The 15,272-nt window shown below is 51.6% G+C and carries 15 protein-coding genes and 1 pseudogene; 13 read left to right on the forward strand and 3 right to left on the reverse strand.

The annotated features are described in order from the left end of the window. The first annotated feature begins 283 nt into the window (after positions 1-283). The 8 genes and pseudogenes from trbJ to D3879_RS03090 all read left to right on the forward strand — a co-directional run bounded on the left by trbJ (position 284) and on the right by D3879_RS03090 (position 4,845). Entirely contained in the window at positions 284-1,036 is a 753-nt protein-coding gene (gene trbJ / locus D3879_RS03075; RefSeq protein ID WP_119952626.1) for a P-type conjugative transfer protein TrbJ, read from the forward strand. 14 nt (positions 1,037-1,050) lie between these two features. Beyond that, the gene (locus D3879_RS26445; protein ID WP_158592056.1) at positions 1,051-1,215 is read left to right on the forward strand and encodes a hypothetical protein; all 165 of its coding nucleotides are present in this window, start codon (positions 1,051-1,053) and stop codon (positions 1,213-1,215) included. 7 nt (positions 1,216-1,222) lie between these two features. Beyond that, positions 1,223-2,641 carry a P-type conjugative transfer protein TrbL gene (gene trbL / locus D3879_RS03080; protein ID WP_177412353.1) on the forward strand — a complete coding sequence of 473 codons (1,419 nt, stop codon included), beginning with the start codon at positions 1,223-1,225 and terminating at the stop codon, positions 2,639-2,641. Then, positions 2,641-2,889 (forward strand): hypothetical protein, encoded by a 249-nt coding sequence (locus tag D3879_RS26230; protein WP_147411092.1) that lies wholly within the window; start codon positions 2,641-2,643, stop codon positions 2,887-2,889. Before trbL ends, D3879_RS26230 begins: the two co-directional genes overlap by 1 nt. Positions 2,890-2,894: 5 nt before the next feature. Then, entirely contained in the window at positions 2,895-3,194 is a 300-nt protein-coding gene (locus D3879_RS27755) for a TraK family protein (protein WP_158592057.1), read from the forward strand. 339 nt (positions 3,195-3,533) lie between these two features. Continuing rightward, positions 3,534-3,626: pseudogene (locus tag D3879_RS27760) on the forward strand (hypothetical protein); the annotation flags it as partial. 185 nt (positions 3,627-3,811) lie between these two features. Next, a complete protein-coding gene (locus D3879_RS03085; RefSeq protein WP_119952627.1) occupies positions 3,812-4,270 on the forward strand; it encodes a helix-turn-helix domain-containing protein in 459 nt (152 codons plus the stop codon). Next, positions 4,270-4,845 carry a PIN domain-containing protein gene (locus D3879_RS03090; protein ID WP_119952628.1) on the forward strand — a complete coding sequence of 192 codons (576 nt, stop codon included), beginning with the start codon at positions 4,270-4,272 and terminating at the stop codon, positions 4,843-4,845. The genes D3879_RS03085 and D3879_RS03090 overlap by 1 nt, the downstream gene beginning before the upstream one ends. A 47-nt stretch (positions 4,846-4,892) precedes the next feature. On the opposite strand, the gene D3879_RS03095 is transcribed toward D3879_RS03090, so the two are convergent. The 3 genes from D3879_RS03095 to D3879_RS03105 form a co-directional block, all read right to left on the reverse strand. Next, a complete protein-coding gene (locus D3879_RS03095; protein ID WP_119952629.1) occupies positions 4,893-5,309 on the reverse strand; it encodes a GNAT family N-acetyltransferase in 417 nt (138 codons plus the stop codon). A 40-nt stretch (positions 5,310-5,349) separates the two neighbouring features. Continuing rightward, complete coding sequence (locus tag D3879_RS03100) at positions 5,350-7,836, reverse strand: P-loop NTPase fold protein (protein WP_177412354.1); 2,487 nt, start codon at positions 7,834-7,836, stop codon at positions 5,350-5,352. A 442-nt stretch (positions 7,837-8,278) separates the two neighbouring features. Then, positions 8,279-9,265, reverse strand: a complete 987-nt coding sequence (locus tag D3879_RS03105; protein WP_119952630.1) for a hypothetical protein — start codon at positions 9,263-9,265, stop codon at positions 8,279-8,281. A gap of 151 nt (positions 9,266-9,416) precedes the next feature. On the opposite strand from D3879_RS03105, the gene D3879_RS03110 reads away from it, so the two are divergent. From D3879_RS03110 to D3879_RS03130, 5 genes are all read left to right on the forward strand, one after another. Beyond that, positions 9,417-10,289 carry a competence protein CoiA family protein gene (locus tag D3879_RS03110; protein ID WP_158592058.1) on the forward strand — a complete coding sequence of 291 codons (873 nt, stop codon included), beginning with the start codon at positions 9,417-9,419 and terminating at the stop codon, positions 10,287-10,289. 129 nt (positions 10,290-10,418) lie between these two features. Further along, on the forward strand, positions 10,419-11,570 hold the full coding sequence (locus D3879_RS03115) for a Fic family protein (protein WP_119952632.1): 1,152 nt from the start codon (positions 10,419-10,421) through the stop codon (positions 11,568-11,570). A 182-nt stretch (positions 11,571-11,752) separates the two neighbouring features. Continuing rightward, the gene (locus D3879_RS03120) at positions 11,753-12,526 is read left to right on the forward strand and encodes a nuclease-related domain-containing protein (RefSeq protein WP_119952633.1); all 774 of its coding nucleotides are present in this window, start codon (positions 11,753-11,755) and stop codon (positions 12,524-12,526) included. Between the two features lie 160 nt (positions 12,527-12,686). Beyond that, entirely contained in the window at positions 12,687-13,007 is a 321-nt protein-coding gene (locus D3879_RS03125) for a nucleotide pyrophosphohydrolase (protein ID WP_119952634.1), read from the forward strand. Next, entirely contained in the window at positions 13,004-15,211 is a 2,208-nt protein-coding gene (locus D3879_RS03130; RefSeq protein WP_119952635.1) for a DNA/RNA helicase domain-containing protein, read from the forward strand. Before D3879_RS03125 ends, D3879_RS03130 begins: the two co-directional genes overlap by 4 nt. The last annotated feature ends 61 nt before the right edge of the window (positions 15,212-15,272 follow it).

Below are 15,272 nucleotides of genomic sequence, written 5' to 3' on the forward strand. Positions count from 1 at the left end.
CCTCGCAAAAATATTAGAAACCACGACTAAACACCAACAAAATACACTAACGCAACTTAACTATCGCACCAACGCAACTCAACTATCAAGCACTTCAGTTCCAAGCTTACCAAGTGCCTGCTATATTAACTTCAGGCACCAGAACGCAACTTTCGATATATCGAAAAACAAACATATATCTCTTCAAAAAATAAGCGCTAGAAATTTTAGCCGCTAAAAAACAAAGCCCTCTACCCAGGCCTAGCACCTAGTAAAACTTCAAAACATTAGGAGAACCAAAGAGATGATTGGAACGAAGAAAATTTTAGCCGCTAAAATTTTGCTGCTCGTCTCCTTGAAAGGACATGCAACAGGCATCCCCGTAGTGGATGTCGCCAATGTCTCACAGACCACCATTTCAGCCATTGAGAACGTGGCTCAGACCATTACGCAGGTAGAGCAATACGTCTCTCAACTAGCACAGCTTGAGGATCAACTTAGAAATACAGCCGCGCCAAATGCCTATCTCTGGGATCAGGCGGAGCAAACCATCGCGAGGGTACTTAGCACCATCGATACGCTGGGCTACTACAAACAGCAGGCTGGAAGCATTGATGCCTATCTAGCGGGGTATGGCGATGTGAATTATTACCGCAGTTCCCAATGCTTTGGAGTGAATGGCTGTAGCTCAGACCAATACCAGGCTATGCGACAGTCCGAGATAGACGGATCTGATGCGCAGATGCGAGCCAACGGGAACATGTTGCGAGGCCTAGACGAGCAACAGAAGCAACTCCAACAGGACGCCAGCAACCTAGTGCGGTTGCAGCACAGCACACAGTCCGCTCAAGGGCGTATGGAAGCCCTTCAGTTCGCGAACCAATTGGCCTCAAATCAGGCGAACCAACTCCTACAAATCCGCACCCTCTTGGTCGCTCAGCAAGCCGCCGAAATCCCTCGAGCGCAAACCATCGCTGCGCGAGAAGCAAAGGAACAGGCAGCGTCTGAGCAACTGCGTCGTGGTAGCTACCGGCCCAGCCCCACTCAATCCTGGTAACCGAGGAAACCTTGATGAAAAAGCATTTGCTTATCGCCCTGATGGCTGCGGTTACCTCAGCCAGTGTTACCGGCTGCAACCCCAATTCAGAAGATCAAGAAAAGGCAGCACAAGAGAATCAAAGCACACCGGACACGCGAAAAGGCGAGTTCAAAAAAAGCCCACACAAGCAATGGTAAGTGCCTAATGAAAATTTCCGACTTACTCAAAAGCTCCGTAGCCCTTCCCCTGCTTTTAGCCACATCCCTCTATTCGGTTGATGTGCTGGCGGCCGTCGACAGCGCGGGAGTCCTAGATAACGTTCTTCAACGTTATGCAACCTCCGCAAGCCAGTGGGGAAGCATCATGGTGAATCACGCCACCTTTCTTTTTTGGTCGTTGGTCATGATAAGCATGGTCTGGACGTTCGGGTTCATGCTGATGCGAAAAGCAGACATAGGTGAATTTTTCGCCGAATTTATCCGCTTCACGATCTTCACGGGCTTCTTCTGGTGGCTGCTAATTAACGGGCCAGCGTTTGCCACTTCCATCATCCAATCTCTGCGCCAGATCGGCGGTGACGCCACCGGATTAGGTAATAGCCTCAGTCCCTCAAGCATCGTGGACATCGGATTCGAAATCTTTTTCCGAGTCCTAGACCAGTCAAGCGTCTGGTCGCCGGTTGATAGTTTGTGCGGGATCATTCTTAGCGTGGCGGTTCTGGTAATTCTCGCGCTGATCGGGGCGAATATGCTGGTACTTCTGTGCTCCGGCTGGGTACTGGCCTACGGCGGAGTGTTTCTCCTTGGTTTTGGAGGCGCACGCTGGACGTCCGACATCGCGATTAATTATTACAAAAGTGTCATCGGCGTTGCGGTCAGCCTAATGGTCATGGTGCTGCTCGTGGGCATTGGCAAAAGCCTTCTTGATCAGTACTACGCACAGATGAGTCAGGGCATCAGCCTCAAGGAAATGGGGGTGATCCTGATTGTCGCGATCGTACTGTTCTACCTAGTGGATAAGGTGCCAGCAATGGTGTCTGGCATCGTGGGCAGTGCAAGTAGCGGTGCTGTTGGCGCATTTGGTGCTGGGGCAGTTACTGGAGCTGCCAGCATGGCCGCTGCCGCTGTCGCGACTGGAGGTAATTCGCTTGTTGCCGGCGCTACGGAGATCGGCGGAGGAGCTTCTGCGTTAAAAGCGGCGTTCACCTCAACCCAAGCCAATATGAGCAACGCAACGGGGATGTTTGCTGGGCGCAGCAATGACGACTCAAGCGGCATGAGCCAACGTTCATCCGGGCACCAGGCCTCCAGCTTTACTCAAGCAATGAATACCGGCTTGAGCTTTGCAGCAGATATGAGCGCTAACCTTGCTAAAGGTATTGGCTCTGCCGCTCAGGAAAAAACGGGCTCAGTTCTGGAAGATTTCAAAGCGCGCATGGCCGAGACGACTGGCGGACAAGCCGCCACAGCTATTCGCAGCAACGACAACGCCTCTCAGGAAAGCAGCAAAGAACAGCCAAATGAATTCTCTGGCGACAGTCTCGCTGGTGGCGGCATGAGCGATGAAGTCGCTGCCTTCGTGAACAAGCAGCCGTACAACAGCGACGCGAAAGGAGACGCATGATGAGCAAAAATCAGGCGTCTTACCATGCAATCGAACCTCAAAGCGCAGCCTGGTATGAAGGACATGATGCAGGGCAACGCGGAGAGAGTTTTCTGAGCTGCCCCCATCCTCGCCGCTCGAAAGCGCGCATCCATTGGCAAAAAGCCTATTGGTGTGGACTCCAGGACTGGAAAGAGAGGGATCGCCAGCGCCAGTTGAATCAGCGCAATCCAGCTCATTATCCATCCACTATGACTCTTGAGGGATGAACACTATGCAGAAATCCGCCGCGCCACATAAACCCCTGACTATACGAATCGCTGAGAAGGTATTGGCAGATTCGCCCGACCATCCCCTTCGTCACCGAGCAGAGTTCGTTCTAGCGCTCGACGAGGTAAAGGAAGCACTGAAGGCTGGACACTCCGTAAGGGCAATTTGGCGGGTGCTGCATGAGGAAGGAAACGTGAACTGTACGTACCAGGCTTTCAGGTGTTCGGTGAACAACCTGATCTTATCTAGGCCAGAAGGCCCAGATGGCCAAAGACCCAGGTATGTGGGAGCGGCAATGTCTTAGAGGCTTCGTCTGCAGGAAAAGCGGCGTAGGCCATCTGTCACGATGGCCTACGGTTTCAAGGCGCATGCCATAACTTTTGGAACAAATCGCTCGACTTAGAGCCTCTTACACGGAGCTGAAGCTCTAAATTTGCATCGAATAGGTTAGACCGTGACAGATGGCCTATGGCACAACGAATAAAACAGCCACTGGTGAGCCGAATAATCTCACCTATTCGGCTCACCAGCACCGAGCCCAACTGACCAGCCAAAACCAGTCAGCAAGAGCGAACCGCGAGAAAAGAGTGATAGCCGTCCCAGGCTCCTCACCCAGGATGAGATTGAGGCGCGGTGAAAAGATACCCGGCACTTGGCTGATCTTGTTGAGAAGGGAGTACTGCAACGACTCCCTGGTGGGGGGCGCAGTACTCGTTACCAGATCAGTGCATGCTAGGAGAGCCCATAGCATCTCGGCGGCTCTGCTCTCGATGATCATTTGGCACCACTTGGACTGATCACGCCAGGTGCCGGCTTTTGAGTCCAAAGCCAGCTTCGTTCGTCGTTTCGTTTATTGCGTTTTCGTTTATTTCGATTAAGATGGGGTTGTAAATCTAAGCAATGCACGAACGGAGTACAACCATGAACGTGTCCGAACTCGCCGGCTTCCCTGAGGCTCGCGAGGTTGCTGCCGCGGTGCAGGGGCAGCGCGATCTCGCGGCCTTCCTGTCGACCAAGACAGACACTCAGCGGATCGAAATCTACGATGCCGAGAACAGGGCTCACCAAGTTGAGTTGCCCACCAGCGCGCTGCGCCTGCTGGTGGACATCCTTGGCGAATTGGCCTTGGGCAACTCGGTTCGAGTGGTTCCTGTCCACGCAGAGCTGACCACCCAGGAAGCGGCCGATCTGCTGAACGTCTCTCGCCCTCACCTGGTGAAACTGCTGGAGGAAGGTGCTTTGCCTCATCACAAAACTGGTCGCCATCGCCGCGTGCTCTTCTCCGACCTGATGGAGTACAAACAGCAACGCGATGAAGCCAGCCGCAAAGCCATGGACGAACTGGCCAACCTCTCCGAAGAGCTCGGGATGGGCTACTGATGCGGCACTCGCCTTTCACTGCCGTCTATGACGCGTGCGTTCTCTACCCTGCTCCCCTTCGCGACCTGCTGATACGGCTGGCCGGGAAGGGGCTCTACAGGGCCAAGTGGACGGCGCAGATCGATGAAGAGTGGAAGCGGAACCTGCTGGAGAACCGCCAGGATCTGACGCGCGAGCAGCTCGATCGCGTTTCTCGCCTCATGGAGGCTGCCGTGCCCGACTCAATCGTCACCGGGCATGAAACGCTGTGCGCCGGGTTGGTCTTACCCGACCCTGACGACGCCCATGTACTCGCCGCGGCGATTCGCAGCAACGCCGAGGTGATCGTGACCTTCAACCTGAAGGACTTCCCGCCGGCGGCCCTGGCCGCATTCGATGTTGAAGCTCAGCACCCAGACGAGTTCATCATGGATCTTTGGGACCTCGACCAGGCTGCAGTGCTGGCCGCCGCGACCGAGATGCGCCGGGCCCTGACCCGCAACCCGTACACACCCGAAGAGTTCATTGAATGCATCTTCAAGCAGGGCCTGCCGCAAACGGCAAACGCCCTTCGCAGCTATACGATCCTCATCTAGTCGGTTACCTCTTGATACGGGTCTCAGAAAAAGTCCGTAGATCGAAGCTAAAGACTCTGCTCAAAATCTTTTCTGGAGGGGTATGTTTTCGACTTTATCGATACACAGCCTAAATTTCGATAGAGCTGTACTGCCACCGCGTTATCAAGATCAACCCCTTCAAATAGCAGAAATTGACATCCAGCCGCTTTAGCCTCTTCAATTAATCGCTCACAAATCTTGCGACCATATCCTTTACCCCGATAGTCAGCATAGACTTTTAAGCCGGTGACCCTGAACTCCCGCTCTGGAAGTATATGCCCATGAGATTCTGCAATTAAAATTCCGTCTACGAAAGCACGCGCGTCGTAGTAATGGCATCCCAAAGATGGCCCAGATGAGTAAGCCACAAAAAAGCCCTTTGGTAGAGCTTCCTCTATTTGCCTCCTTGAAAAACCGCACACCTGCTTAACTATTTCAAGCATACATCTACCTATATAGTCACCTGCAACCAGAATTTCTCGCTCACTTCCCGTATATACGCCGGGCAGATGCCAATGCCTGCACGGTGTCCCGTTCGAAGGTTGATCGCATTTCTTCCAATGGGTTACCAAGCCAAATCGGACCAAGGCCCCGCTTAGTTGCCTCTTCTAACAATGGCCTATACTGATCCGCCATTAATTCGTAAAAAATTTTCGCACGCTTGACCCGCAAAGTTAACCGCTCTACGACTTCGCGCTCGTCCCGAATTTCCTGAGTAAGCTCCCTCAGAGTGTCCCAAATATCCTTATCCGAGATGAACGTATCCATCAAAATATTTTCTACAAAGGTAAGATCTGCGATTAGAGCCCTAACGACATGCCCACCCAATCTGCTTGCGAAATAACCGCTGGCCAAATCTGCTTTGCCATGCGATTTAGTATGAACAAACCGCAAATCGCACAAATCCGACAGCACTCTGAGTGTGTCATCTTCCGAAAATCCGATTGAACGTATGTTGTCCCTAATCTCTGGCCCATCCAAGTGACCGCCAGAGGCACTACTCTGGCGAACAAGAGCAGACAAGACGAACAATCGCAGCAGCCCACCGTTTGATTTACCTAACCTAGAGTCGAACGGATTACCAAGAACAGAAAATTCCTCACTATAGACAGATTGATTACCAAGAAGAATTGAGCGGAAAGCTTCCTGTTTTGGAAGTACATATGCCCCTTTGCTTCGGAAGCTTTGAAGTGCTTTGGCTGGATCAGTATAGCCGCGAGCGAGAAACTCTCGCGTCATCCGCAATGCCAAGCGGACATCATGATTTGCCAAAACATCAATCCGCTCACCAACCTCAGTCCCCAAGACCGAAGCCCTAACGATATCAATAAAGACAGACAAATCTTCAACTTTGAAATTTGCACCATTGACCGAAGTAAAACTTCCAGTTTTCCCGGACAACAATTGCCCCGTTAGGAAGAACCGACGCGACAGAACCGCAGGAATTTCTGGCGGCTCAATATGAAGCGGGTCGAAATCGAAGGCATCGAACGTTGCGGAGCCACGATGATTGACATAGGTAGACTCACGCATTGAAATTATCAGGTTGAGGTGCAACCGGCCCGCAATAGCCATGGCATCTGAAAAAATCTCAGACTGCACCCTGTCATCTTCGAATTGATCAACGTTATCAATAACCAAAAAAATCGGCGCATTCTTAGCACCATAAGACATCAACTTGTCCACATATGGCCGTTTCTGATTATAATCAGAAACTATCACTTCAGTGATCTTTTTATCAAATTCCTCTGGATTCCTTGCAACAAGAAACATCGGCCCCGCCTTCAACGCATCTATGTCACGTTTATAAGCTGCCCTAATAGCCCGATTGAAATCCATAAAGTACGGATCATCGTTCACATAAGAAAACAAATGCGAATATATAAACTCCAAAGGGCTTTCATTGCGAGAAAAGTTACGGAAGTCGATATCAATCCAATGCGGATAAGGGGAACTTGAGGACTTCACGAAATATTGAGCAGAAGCCACCCTCCTAGTATACTGTAGAAAAGTAGTCTTCCCCGTACCGACTGTTCCCAAAATCAAAATTGCCAACGGCCGATGAGATGCAGAGGCGGAATTAATCGAATCAACCAGCGTTGACGCTTCTTTCTTTCGCATCGGTTTTTTTGGCTGGACTGAGAAAAGCGGCTCTCGTCGCTGTAAGTGCATCTGTATGCGATTATCAAATTTCTGTCTATCCGCATTCTTTACATAGCACTTTTCAAGCAAAGAATCCTCTGCCTCCAGAAGGGAATCAGAAAAAGCACTGATCACTTCATTTTCTATAAGCGGGTAAATCGGGTTTGACCGCTTAATACTAGAACCTTTAAAAAACTTGTTTAACCTTCGCTCCTCAAATTGATCCGTATTTCTACCGATCAACTCAATAGCCAAATTACCTTCAACCACAGCCGAACGCGAAAGAAGATCAACAAAATGATCCAGTTCTTCACCTAAAATACGTTCCAAAGAGTCGAAGACAATCGCATACGAGTCGGAGAAAGATATCGCATCAGTCCTAACCGCTGGAAATATTATCCACTGACTTCCGTTGGTCACGACAGCAAAAGGAATTGACTTTTTCCGGCAGTAATCTCGCGCCTGAATAATCGCAGCTCCTGTATCACCCTCCATTATTTTCCCGGAGAGCTTAACCCGCTTCTGCGTAGGCACCACGCCGAAAGCTTTACCGACCCTCTTGGCTTCAATCAGCAATGATATGTCGGCAGTACGAATTATATAATCCGCATAAGTTGTCTGCCGATCTTCAGATACTCGCTCTTCGTAGGATATATCAGCATCATCCCAGCCAAGCAATCGCTCGACAATTTTGTCGATCAACTTCTTTCGAGTTTCAGCTTCATTAGAGTCATGCAGCACGAGCGCAGAATGCGCCGCCAGTAGTTCGCTCGCAACTTCCGCTATTTGGTCCAAAATTACCCCCCCCCCCCGAAACAGCACTTCCATTCTTAAATAGATGAAGGCGGCGCACCTCTAGGAGCAGAGCAACACACTTTTTGCGTCCTTACATCTAGCGATGCGCCAGACTAGTCCAAGCGAATGGGGACCGTAAAGCAAATAGGCAGTTTCATTGCGTGACCTTTCGTGTACGAGAGATCACGCATACTCGACGACTACCCAGCCTTGGAGGACAACAAACGCACCATCGGCGCGCTGCAAGCCGCGCTGATTGCCGGGCGATAAGGGCAGCCAGTCGGCCATGCACTCAAGGTCGGCCGTGAAAGCCTTGAACGTATGCGCTGCCCCATCGGCGAATCCGGTGGCACAGTTAAGAGGTCAGTTAAGTGGTCGTAGTGATTTAGGCAGAACAAATCACTACGACCCCTTTAGTCGCTCAATTCGAACATAAGGGCAACCCTGCACCTGCGATTTTCGCGGGCGCGAAAATTTATGAGCCCGGTCGCGGGCCAATATAGATCCCCGACAATCTCGCACGATCAAAACTGAATACATGTGCGTGTGGGCTCTCGCTACAGCGCCCAACCAGAGGCAATTTATGCTCTGGCTTACCTGGCATTAGCGAGACACGACCACTACAGAGCGGACAATCTCCGGTAAAGCGAACAAAACGCGTCCAAGGGCTTTTCTCGCTATCGCGGTACATTTCCAGCTCTGCAGAGTCTTCCAAGATCGATAGAAGCAAGCTCGGTACCTTGATTACACGATCATCCACCAGCTGCCACCAAGGCAAATAAGCACTGCGCCACACAACCCAAGCGCATCCACACATGAAGAAAGCGGTCGCCAGTTGCCTAAATGTAAGCGCCTGATCGACTAATGCCACACTCCATAACCCGCCGACAAGCCAGGTCGCCAGCATTACCATTCCGATCAGGACGACCAAGAGCAAAGACAGTCCTCGCCAGCTTCTGTTCTTCAGCTCTCCATTCTTGAACAACAGTCGCAGCCACCAGGCGGGCTTAACCGCTCCGACGTCTGAACGCGTGTAGACAATCTGCGCACTCGAACCGATGACACCCTCCTGCTTTGATGTGTCCCGTTCAACCGGCCTTGTCTTCAACCAAAACAGGCGCTGAATTCCTGAACCGCCGTCACTGTCGTTCGTGCCAATTGCCGGTATCTCTTGCAGTCCCGCCCGCTCAAGCCGAGCAAGAATTGCTCCCTTACGGGCATCCAAGAACGTCTCCAACATGCTCTGCGTCAGCCAGCGAGAAGGGTTCACCCTGGCAGCATTTTCCTTGCTCTCACACAAGCGCAGTATTGTTGGCCGGTCAAATGTCTGGGGCTCAGCGTTGCCCTGCTCAAGCGCCTTAATACTGGCGTCCAACAACACCCTCAAAACCATGTAGGCCTTTAACCCATGAGCTGGGACTTGCGTTAGCTCCTCATCCAGGCACCGCATCACATCCAACATCTATTTCTCCCTGAAAGCACCGGTCTAGAGGCATTACAACATCAACAAGAACACTACATGAACCCCTTCTTGTGGGGATGGGGGGAAGTTTCACAGCGCACAAATCATGACTCTTGGAGCCGTCTTAACACCAGAGGCTTTGCCCATAAGCATGTTCGTTGCACTCGATCCAAACGGCCAACTGATCACCATTGAGAACGCCCTGCGCGGGCTTGCCTGCAATTGCACCTGTGCTTGCTGCGGCGAGCCCGTCCTCGCCCGCAAAGGCCTGATCCGTGAACATCACTTCTCCCACCACTCGAACAAGGAAAGCTGCTTCATCCATCGAGAAAGCCTGCTGCACCTGTACGCCAAAGAAGTCATCCGTAACCAACTCGGCCTGCAGCTTCCCCCGATGCCTGGCAATTGGCCGGCGAGCGAAGACAAAACCAGCTGGTGGGACTTCGAAAAGGTGGATGAAGAAGTCCCACAACAAGGATTCCAACCTGACCTGGTCGCCCACCTGAGAGATGGCAGCCAGCTATTCATCGAGGTCGCGGTCACCTCATTCATTGGCGAAGAAAAGCTGGAGCGGATTAAAAACGCCGGCATCAATACCGTCGAAATTGACCTCAGCGAACTGCTGTTCAGCAAGCAGTCCATTCCATCTGAAGAGGTGAAAGCCCATATCCTGGAGCAGACGCACAACAAATCATGGGTCTACCCCGAGCAGCCTCTAATGGCAGCTCAGCCAGCAACAGCTTGGCTATCCATTACTCCTAAGCCCCCTGTAACCGAGCCCGTGACCAAATGCATCGAGCATCGCTTTACGGTCATGGGCATGTGGGTATCTGCACGGATACTGCCAACGGGTTCAGCGGCCGTGCGTTCCTGGTCGTTCAATCCACAGATCGCAGAGCTGCTTAAATCCTGGCGAAACGAACTAGGCGGCGAGTACAACCCCAAGTACAGGAACTGGATTTTCTTCCCTCAATCTCGCGAAGAAGTATTGAGCCGCCTGCAGCAACTGGATAAGCAACCCTGACCAGCCGCGATGCCTCTGGCCACAAACAACCTGACCTCAGGATTAGACAGTGAGCCGATTAGCCGGCACAATCAGCTCAAGCGATGAGCCGAATAAGCTCTCTAATCGGCTCACAGATGAGCAGGCCCCATGAATGACCCCTTCTGGATCTGGCAGCAGCCCAACTGGCCGCACTTCAGCTGGCAAGCCGAACTGCTTGCCCCGTTGCTACGCGCCTGCACCCAGGCTCAGGGGCGCTTGCTCGGCATGCTCGGTGCTGTCGGTGGTGATACTGAAGCACAGAGCAGCCTGGATGCCCTGCTGCAGAACATCGTCACCTCATCAGCCATCGAAGGTGAGCAGCTGAATGTCGGTTCGGTGCGCTCCTCCCTGGCGCGGCGCTTGGGGCTTAGCGAGGAGTGCCGCACCACGGCACGTTCCGAAGGCCTGGCGGAATTGCTGCTCGATGCCACCAGTGCACACCAGCAACCGCTTACCCTAAAGCGGCTGTACGGTTGGCACTGCTGGCTGTTCCCCAGCGACGACAACCTGCTAGCCCGCCCACTGCGCATTGGCACGCTACGCGGCGAAGAGCCCATGCAAGTCGTTTCCGGCCGCCTGGACCAACCCACCGTACACTTTGAAGCCCCGCCACGCGCCGGGCTGAAGCAGCAACTGGACGACTTCCTCGCCTGGTTCGAGAGCAGCCGCAGAGGTACCAGTATCGATCCATTGTTGCGCGCCGGCATTGCCCATTTCTGGTTCGTCACCCTGCACCCCTTCGATGACGGCAACGGTCGCCTCACTCGCGCTCTCACCGACCTGGCCTTGGCCCAAGGCGAGCAGCAGGCCATCCGCTTTTACGCCATGTCGGCCAGCATCCTCGACGACCGCGCTGGCTATTACCGCATCCTTGAGGCCAGCCAGAAAGACACACTGGATATCACCGCCTGGCTGCAGTGGTTTCTCGGAACACTGCTCAAGAGCCTGGAACAAGCCATTGCCCGCATCGACCGAGTGCTAACCAAGGCTCGCTTCTGGCAGGCACACCGCAGCCATGCCCTATCAGCCGAACAAATCAAAGTGCTCAACCGCCTACTCGATGGCGGCGAAAGCGGCTTTGAGAACGGTATCAGCGCCGCCCAATACCAGGCCGTGGCCAAGGTTTCCAAAGCAACCGCGACCCGCCACCTAGGCGACCTCCTTGAAAAAGGCTGCCTCAACCGCCTATCTGGCGGTGGGCGCAGCACCCGCTATCAAGTTAATTACGCAGCAAGTGTGCAAGGCAGCGAGGCAACCTAAACAAGCAACGCAGAGCCATCAGGCTACCGCTCCGCAGGCCAGGCAGTGCAAGAAATCATGGCCTGCCCCCATACGCGCATGACGCTCAAAGGGACAAGCTAGAGCGCCCTGCAATACTTTCGTCCACTTGCGCTTACTTTCGGTAATATCCGGAATATCTGAGGATTGCTGAAGGTTAAGAAATGGACTTCACTCCCGTCATCGCGCAGGTCTGGGGCACGCTTGGCTGGTTTATCCCGCTGATGCTGCTGATCGGCCTGCTCAAGTCGCCTTGGGCCAAGGGCCATATCGGCGAGCTCCTGGTGCGTCTGTTCGCCCATTGGCAGCTGGATAAACAGACCTACCGCCGCCTGCATAACGTCACCCTGAGCGCACCCGACGGCACCACGCAGATCGACCACGTATTCCTCTCGCCCTACGGCATCTTTGTGCTGGAAACGAAGAACATGAGCGGCTGGATTTTTGGCAGCGAGAAGCAGCAACAGTGGACGCAGAAGCTCTACAAACGCTCGTTCAAGTTCCAGAATCCTCTACGGCAGAACTACAAGCACCTCAAGGCGCTGGAAGCCACCCTTGGCGTAAGCCCGGAGCACCTGCACTCGGTGATCACCTTCGTCGGGGGCAGCACCTTCAAAACCAACGTGCCGGCCAACGTCACCCAGGGCATTGGCTTTATCCGCTACATCAAGTCATTCCAGCAGCCGGTATTCAGCGAGGCTGAAGTCGACGCCCTCATGCATACCCTGCAAACCGGCCGCCGCGCACCAACTCTCGCTACCCACCGTGAGCACGTGCAAAACCTCAAACGCCGTAGTGACCCTACAGCCGAGCGGCAATGCTCGAAATGTGGCAGCGCCCTGCTGATCCGCACCGTGAAATCAGGCCCGAAAGCGGGTCAACAGTTCTGGGGCTGCAGCGCCTTTCCTAAATGCCGCACTATGCACCCTTTGGCTTGATAGAGCTGCCGCACACACTCAACCAGTAACGAACTCACAATAAGGACAACCTATGACCATTTCAAATTCTAGGCTGTTGTGAGCCCCATATTGGCTGCAGCCGCAGACGGCAACGACAATAACCTCTTCGCATTACGACTACTTTCGGTGCCCCCTGATTATGGACAAAGCAATAAAGAAATTAAGGCAGTTTCGTGACGAGCGCGACTGGAAAAAATTCCATAACCCTAAAGACCTCGCTTTAGCTTTGAGCATTGAATCAAGTGAGTTGCTTGAAGCCTTTTTATGGAAGTCACCTGAAGAAGCAGACATTGAAAAAATTAAGGAAGAGTTGGCGGATGTATTTTCCTATGCATTGCTGCTTGCAGAGTCCTATGAATTGGATGTGCAGCAGATTGTGCTCGACAAGATCGAAATAAACGAAAAGAAATACCCAGTGAGCAAAGCCAAAGGCTCCGCCAAGAAGTACACCGAATTATGAGCCACGAACATTTGGTTGAAGTGAATTGTTATGCCTTTTCTCGAGAGGCTTTGGACGATATCCGTAACAACGCCTACGCAAGCAACCACTGGCCCTTAGTGTATATATTAAGCGATGGCACAAAAAAACGAGCCTATATTGGTGAAACCACAGATACGCTCACCCGCATAAACACCCACATGAAACATGATGAGAAGAACCAGCTAACCTCAGTGCACATGATTAGCAGTGAGCGGTTTAACAAGTCAGCGACACTCGACATGGAGTCCGCCCTCATCAAGTACATGGCAGCTGATGGAAATTTTTCACTGCTTAATGGCAATCTCGGATTAGTTGAACACAACTATTACCAGAAGAATGATCTCTACGCCCATATATTCAAGGAAGCCTGGAACAAGCTGCGTAGTGAGGGCGTGGTAGAGCACTCACTGGAGTCCATTGATAATTCTGACTTATTCAAATACTCACCCTACAAGACACTTTCCTTTGATCAGCGCCAAGGCTTGCTAGGTATCATGTATGCATTGCTGGATGACAAAGTTAAGAGCCTAGTGGTTCAGGGTGGGGCTGGCACGGGCAAGTCTATTCTGGCAATTTTTTTGTTCAAGCTGCTGCAGTCTGATGATAGCGATTTAAATTTTCGCGAATTTTCCAACGAGGAGACCGAACTGCGTGATTTACTGCTGCTACTCAAGCAGCTTTATAAAAAGCCGAGAATGGCTTTGGTCGTACCTATGACTTCTTTCAGGAATACACTGAAAAAAGCCTTTAGAAATGTTAACGGTCTCAGCGCTGACATGGTGATTAGCCCATCTGAGTTAGCCAAACAAGCATACGACATTGTACTGGTAGATGAATCACACCGTTTGCGCAAACGTGTGAACCTAGGGGCTTATTATGGTGCTTTTGATAAAGCCTGTGAGGTATTGGGTTTTGACAAAGGCACCTGCAGTGAGGTGGATTGGGTAGGCAAACAGGCGAACAAGGCTATTTTCTTTTATGACGAGAGCCAATCTATCAAACCTTCAGATGCCAACCCAGAGGACTTTGCTGAGCTAAAGGCAGCAAGTACAACGCAGGTTCAGACACTGGCATCACAATTCCGCGTTCGAGGCGGAAATACTTACGTTGAGTTTGTGGATGCTCTGCTCAATGTACGCTTGCAAGTAGGCAAAATATTCACATCAAAGAATTATGAATTTTCACTATTTGACTCTATTGACGCAATGGTACAGACCATTCAGGAAAAGAATCGTCAGTTTGGGCTGTCGCGACTGATTGCAGGCTATGCCTGGCCCTGGATATCAAAAAATGATGCCAACCTTTTTGATATTGAAATTGAGGGCAATCTACTACGCTGGAATAGCACAAATACAGACTGGATCAACGCAAAGAACTCCGAACAGGAAGTAGGCTGCATTCACACCACCCAAGGATACGACCTGAACTATGCCGCCATAATTTTTGGGAAGGAGATTACCTATAACAAGGAGCGCAATGAAATTATAATTAATGCAGACCAGTATTTTGATCGCAATGGAAAACAAAGCATTCAGTCCCCCGCCGACTTAAAGCAATACATTCTAAACATTTATAAGACCATCATGCTTCGGGGCATCAAGGGTACTTTTGTCTATGCCTGCAATAAAGAGCTTCGTGAGTACTTAGCACAGCATGTCCCCCTGCACGAATCAGCCCAACAAAGGCCGCAGGAACAAGTAACCAAGCTCATCCCTTATGTGAATTCTGTACCTTTTTATGATTTGCAGGCAGCGGCAGGAGGCTTCAGCAAGCTTCAACAGGCCGAGCATAAGGAGTGGATTGCTGTCCCAGATGACATGAATCCGAGTGAAAGCCTTTTTGCATGCAAAGTAGTGGGGGAATCTATGAACAAAATTATCCCCAACGGTGCCACCTGTCTGTTTCGCCTAGAACGCGGCGGAAGTCGTAATGGAAAGATCGTTCTGGTAGAACACAGCGATGCAATTGATGGCGACAGTGGCTCCCATTACACCGTCAAGGAGTATGAAAGCTTCAAGATGGAGGACGAAAGTGGCTGGTATCAGAAAAAAATCCTATTGAAACCAAATTCATATAACGATGGTTTTGAGACACTAGAATTAACAGAGGAACAATCATCATATTACCGGGTTATAGGGGAGTTCGTAAGAGTATTAGGGCGACACTATCCATATACTGAATAGCCCTTAGCTTGGCATGCAACTTGAGCAGTAGGCATTAAGCCGAAACCTCTCAAGGCGAAAG

The organism is Pseudomonas cavernicola (assembly GCF_003596405.1).
Taxonomy (GTDB): domain Bacteria; phylum Pseudomonadota; class Gammaproteobacteria; order Pseudomonadales; family Pseudomonadaceae; genus Aquipseudomonas; species Aquipseudomonas cavernicola.